Annotated in this window: 5 protein-coding genes; all 5 read right to left on the reverse strand. The window is 23.1% G+C overall.

Going from position 1 to position 4,463, the window contains the following annotated elements; translation table 11 throughout:
- Positions 1 to 529: 529 nt before the first annotated feature.
- The 5 genes from CSGHG_RS01270 to CSGHG_RS01290 all read right to left on the reverse strand — a co-directional run bounded on the left by CSGHG_RS01270 (position 530) and on the right by CSGHG_RS01290 (position 3,869).
- Positions 530 to 784: a hypothetical protein gene (locus tag CSGHG_RS01270; RefSeq protein WP_010291986.1), complete on the reverse strand. Its 255-nt coding sequence runs from the start codon at positions 782 to 784 to the stop codon at positions 530 to 532.
- Positions 785 to 962: 178 nt separating this feature from the next.
- Positions 963 to 1,604, reverse strand: coding sequence for a lactate utilization protein (locus CSGHG_RS01275; protein WP_010291988.1), 642 nt, complete (start codon positions 1,602 to 1,604; stop codon positions 963 to 965).
- A gap of 275 nt (positions 1,605 to 1,879) precedes the next feature.
- Positions 1,880 to 2,485 (reverse strand): NUDIX hydrolase, encoded by a 606-nt coding sequence (locus CSGHG_RS01280; protein WP_010291990.1) that lies wholly within the window; start codon positions 2,483 to 2,485, stop codon positions 1,880 to 1,882.
- A 290-nt stretch (positions 2,486 to 2,775) separates the two neighbouring features.
- Positions 2,776 to 3,201: a type II secretion system protein gene (locus tag CSGHG_RS19500; RefSeq protein ID WP_010291992.1), complete on the reverse strand. Its 426-nt coding sequence runs from the start codon at positions 3,199 to 3,201 to the stop codon at positions 2,776 to 2,778.
- A 251-nt stretch (positions 3,202 to 3,452) separates the two neighbouring features.
- Positions 3,453 to 3,869: a hypothetical protein gene (locus tag CSGHG_RS01290; protein ID WP_010291993.1), complete on the reverse strand. Its 417-nt coding sequence runs from the start codon at positions 3,867 to 3,869 to the stop codon at positions 3,453 to 3,455.
- Positions 3,870 to 4,463 lie beyond the last annotated feature (594 nt).

The raw sequence follows: 4,463 nt of genomic DNA on the forward strand, positions 1-4,463 counted from the left end.
TATTATACTTCTCACTATAATAACATTTAACCTTTTCTCTTTTGTCCATTTTTATTCACCATTACCTACTTGTAAAGTTTTAAATTTTATTATACATTTTAAAATTATATCAGCATTTTAATAATATGTAAATTTTCCTACCTTGAATAAGGTTTTATCATAAAAAAATACACCAAAATAATTAATATAAAATTATTTTGATGTATCTTATTATCTCTTTTATAATAGCTTTCTTAAAGAAAATAAATTTTATTATTTATATAGGGAAACAAGCTCTTATTTAAATTTATTTAAGGTCTTAAAAAGATTTTTATACAAAATTTAATATTAAATTTAGCTATTTACAAGCTTCAATCATCTGTTTAGATATTTAAGTTTTAAATTTAATAATTTAAAACTTAAATCCTATATAACAAAGTAAGCTTGAATTTTAATTATTCATAAATTATAAAAAAGCTTCATTCTAAATACATTCTAGAATTTATAATATATTCCTAATATAAAATAACATTTAACATAATAATATATGTTAAAGTTCTTCTATTAACTCCTCATTTTTAGTATATATTCCTCTGATATAATCATCACTATAAAGAATACTTATAGGAGAGGTTTTATCTTCTTTATAAGCTTCATATTCAGAAATATGTTTCAATGCTTTTTTGGATTTTTTAAGTTCCATAAAGGGACATTTGTTATCATTGCCTTCCCATTTATATAAATCACATTCCTTAAAACATTCTACATCTTCATCAATTGTGCTAAGCAAAGGACATTTAGCCATATTTCATCCCCCCATCCCAAGTCATTATAAGCTATACTATCATTATAAGGTATAATTGACATAATATAAAGTATTTTTAGAAAATTATATCAGTTACTTAACATATTTTATATTTTATTTGATTTTTAATACTAATTCGTGGAATTTTTCAAAAAAAATTAGACCAATAAGGTCTAATCTAATATCCTAGTTCTTCGCCTACTATAATAACACTAATATCACTTTGCATAGGTCTTTTAGTTATAACTGAAGAAATTCTACAAATTCTACTTTGTGAATTACAATTTACACAAGTACCTTCTATTATACAAGGATTTTTCACACCTAACCTTTTGCAATTTTTAGGTGCTACATTATTTTGTATTCTTTTAAATCCTTCTTCAACATTTTCTACTATTTTATTTATTCCTGCCACAATTATAACTTTCTTAGGTCCAAAACTCATAGCTGCAACTCTATTTCCAGCTCCATCTATATTAACTAATTTACCATCAAGTGTGATGGCATTACTACTGCAAAGAAATAAATCACTTATTAATTCTTTCCTCATTACAGACAATTTTTCTTCTTTACTTAACCCTTCTTCACCATGATCAATTATATTTCCACCTAACTCTCTTATTTTCCTTTTTAAATTCATAGCCTTTATAGTTTGAGAACCACCAAATGCTATATTATCTCCAGATTTAATATGATACATTATAAAATTCTCTGCTTCTTCTTTCGTATCAACATATATTGCATGGAATTGATTTTTTTCTAAAGCCTTAACAACTTTTCTTCCTAAAGTATCATTATGCCAATGATGTATATGCTCCATAATTTCCCCTCCTAATCCCTCTTTGTTTAACCAAACTCTAATTATATTTATTTTTTACAAATATTAAACATATAATAATTTTTTAACTTAATATTTACATTTTCATTCAATTATTAACTAACTTTTTATTTATTTTTTATTTTAATATACTCTAATTTAATATATATATATTCACAATTATATCACAATATTACCAACATATATAAGCTTCAAATAAAGCTACTATAAGGCTTTAAATTTTAATTATAGTTTAATCATTAAATATTTTTTATTATTTATTTTGATTTTATTATATCTAAAAATTCTTTTAAAATATATGCAGTATAACCCCAAACTGTATATCCTTCAAAAGTATAAAAATATTGTTCTATTACACCTTCTCTAAATTTATAAGTTTCTCCTCCATTTATAAGTTCAAAAGGAAAACCATTTTTATCTATTGGACCTATTTTCATATTATATAATTTAGGTTCATATTTTAATAACTCGTCCAAAGGTATTTTTATAATTTTTTCCACTTCAAATTCACTAGGTTCTATTGTTCTTATTGAAGTTTTAGCTATAAATGGATATATTATAAGTCTATATGGTGTTACAAACTCATCCATTTGCCCTATGTACTTTATATCCTCTTCTTGTAAATTTAATTCCTCTATGGTTTCTCTTATTGCAGCGTCCTTTTCACTCTCGTTTTTTTCAATTTTACCTCCAGGAAAACAAATATCTCCAGGCTGACTTTTTAATGTTTTAGCCCTTAATTCAAAAATTAAATTTAATTTATCATTTTCTTCTTGTAATAATATCATAACTGCTGCTTTTTTGTATTTCCCCATCTTATTGATTTTTCTATTTTTAAATATTTTCTCTATATTATCTATCATTTTTCCACTCCCATTGTTTAAAATTTATAAGCTATCGGGAAACAAGCTCCCCCTTTAAATTTATTCAATAATTTTAAAATGCTTTTTAAAATGTAGTGTTAAGTTCTAAGTGATTCGCAGCATGTTTCATTATTCTAGGTATCCGAGTTTTAGAATAGATAGTTTTAAAAGTCATCCTAAAATCCTATGCAACTTTTAATTTATACTCTTAATAAATATAGTCCTAAATTTAAATAAAACTTAAATACTATTTTAACTGAATATTTCATTTATTTAAACCCTTTATAAACTTAATTATTTCTATTACATTTTATACTAATAGATTTTCCTGTACCACTGCTAGTATAATCTTCTTTAACTGAAGGATATACCTGTCTACTTCCTGTAGTTATTACTATATTATCATTTGCCATTAAATACACAGTAAATTCCCCTGGAATTTGATTTCCTACTTTTGCTTGTTGCTTTATATCACCATTAAAGTACTCATAAATTTCTGTTTCATTTAGATTATCTATAGTTTTTCCACAAGATAATTGAGAGTTTACAGCCATAGCTATATTTTTAGCTGTTGCAATGTCTGCTCTTTGTTTTGCATTTTGCTGAATTTGTCCAAATTTAGGCACTGCAATAATCGCAAGTATGGCTATTATTGATATAACTACTACTAGCTCTATTAAAGTAAATCCTTTCTTTTTTCTTCTTACTTTTTTCATAAATAAACCCTCTCCTTTTCTTATTTATTTAATAATTGGTTTTATTTATACCATTTCCATTTTTTATTAAATTAAACAATTTAAGCATTAAAAAAAGCTAGCTTTAAAAACTAACTTTTTTTATTACCAAAAATATATTAGGAGATGAAATTTATTCTATATAATTTAAATAAAATTTTAAATAAATGGCTATCTAAAATTTATAATATATAAACTAAAATGTAATTTTAGATTCATATATTAAATTATCATTAACTTTGTAAAGATGTTCTACATGCCTCTTTAATTGCTCCTTTGTAAGCTTTAAGCAGATTTTCATTTATTTTAGGATTTAAATTTTCAATTTCTAACTCTTCTTTTATTCTATTAGAAATGATTTTTAAAATAGAATCTTTGTATAAATAATTCAAACTTCTTCCTTCACATAACATTTCTACCTCATAAAGCCTCATTGGTATTTCTTTTATTTTAAATGCTAGTTTAAACTTTTCTATTATACTATCATTAATTCTTAAATAAACAATACTTTGTATGTCTGGGGATAAATTTTTATTTTCACTTTTAATTTTAAAAACTCCTTTGTTTTCTCTTAAACTCAAAATTTCTTCAACATCCATAAGTTTTCTTATAAGAATTTTCTCTTCTGATATATTATTTATTAACTCCATTTTTACATACCCCCTATTTTTTTATGTAAATTAGCGAATTAAAATCATTGCACATAATCACTATAATTATGTAAAATAAATTATTTATTTGGGGATATTTTTAAATATCATTCATTAATTTTAAATCTTATATTAGTTATATATTATTTTACAAAGTACAAAAATATAACACTTTTTAAAGTTTTTCATAAAACATTATTAACAACATGTATTTAGAATAAGATAAATTTGAAGTAAAACTTCATCTTCATTCAAAATATTAAATAAATTCTAATTAGTTTAATATAATGGTAATTTTTGATAAAATAGAATTTGATGGAAATACTTATTCTATGATATAATATTTTTTGTGTTATCGTCTAAAAAGACTATTAACTATATGTTTTACATAGATAATTTTTTAAGAAAAGAGTGATATGGTGATTATTAGGCACGAAAGTATCCCTGTTGGAGATTTTGATTTAGACTCATCTCTGTTATTTGATAATCAAAATGATTTATTTAAAGATGCTATATTTTTTGATTTAGAACATTATGTATACAAAAAACCTATATGCATAGGTGTTTTTGGAAGTGCTTATTATGAAGCAAAAG

Origin of the sequence: Clostridium senegalense JC122 (assembly GCF_000285575.1) — a bacterium.
Lineage (GTDB): Bacteria > Bacillota > Clostridia > Clostridiales > Clostridiaceae > Clostridium_J > Clostridium_J senegalense.

What these genes read in the sequence shown, in the direction of transcription:
- CSGHG_RS01270 (WP_010291986.1), bottom strand. Translation starts at nt 784, where the DNA reads ATGGCTAAATGTCCTTTGCTTAGCACAATTGATGAAGATGTAGAATGT.
- CSGHG_RS01275 (WP_010291988.1), bottom strand. Translation starts at nt 1,604, where the DNA reads ATGGAGCATATACATCATTGGCATAATGATACTTTAGGAAGAAAAGTT.
- CSGHG_RS01280 (WP_010291990.1), bottom strand. Translation starts at nt 2,485, where the DNA reads ATGATAGATAATATAGAGAAAATATTTAAAAATAGAAAAATCAATAAG.
- CSGHG_RS19500 (WP_010291992.1), bottom strand. Translation starts at nt 3,201, where the DNA reads ATGAAAAAAGTAAGAAGAAAAAAGAAAGGATTTACTTTAATAGAGCTA.
- CSGHG_RS01290 (WP_010291993.1), bottom strand. Translation starts at nt 3,869, where the DNA reads ATGGAGTTAATAAATAATATATCAGAAGAGAAAATTCTTATAAGAAAA.